Consider the following 468-nt stretch of genomic DNA (forward strand, 5'->3'; position numbering starts at 1 on the left):
CCTCGGTGATCGTGTCGGTCACCGACGTCGAGGGGCCACCGCGTGAGGCTCTGCGAGAACCCGCCAAGGAACTCGCAGAAGAGGACTCACACGATGGCCCTGGATCAGTCTGCCCTGCTCGAGCTGAGCGAGGCACTCCGCAGCGCGGACGGCGGCGAGCTGATGCGCCGCCTGCTGCACACGATGCTGCAGGCGGTGATCGACGCCGAGGCGACCGCGCACATCGGCGCCGCACCCCACGAGCGCACCGAGAGCCGCACCACCCAGCGCAACGGCACCCGGGACAGGCTGGTCGCGACCACCGCCGGGGATCTGACGGTGAAGATCCCCAAGGTGCGTTCGGGATCGTTCTTCCCCTCGCTGCTGGCCCCGCGCCGGCGCATCGACGTGGCGCTGCACGCGGTGGTGATGCAGGCGTGGGTGGAGGGCGTGTCCACCCGCAAGGTCGACGACCTGGTCGCCGCCCTG

At 70.7% G+C, this 468-nt stretch carries 1 protein-coding gene; it reads left to right on the forward strand.

Features of this window, described 5'->3' with window-relative positions; genetic code table 11:
* Positions 1 to 93: 93 nt before the first annotated feature.
* Positions 94 to 468: transposase (locus OF117_RS22100; protein WP_263555015.1), on the forward strand; the 375-nt coding region annotated here is incomplete at its 3' end.

Source organism: Geodermatophilus sp. YIM 151500, assembly GCF_025716945.1.
In the GTDB taxonomy this organism is placed as follows: domain Bacteria; phylum Actinomycetota; class Actinomycetes; order Mycobacteriales; family Geodermatophilaceae; genus YIM-151500.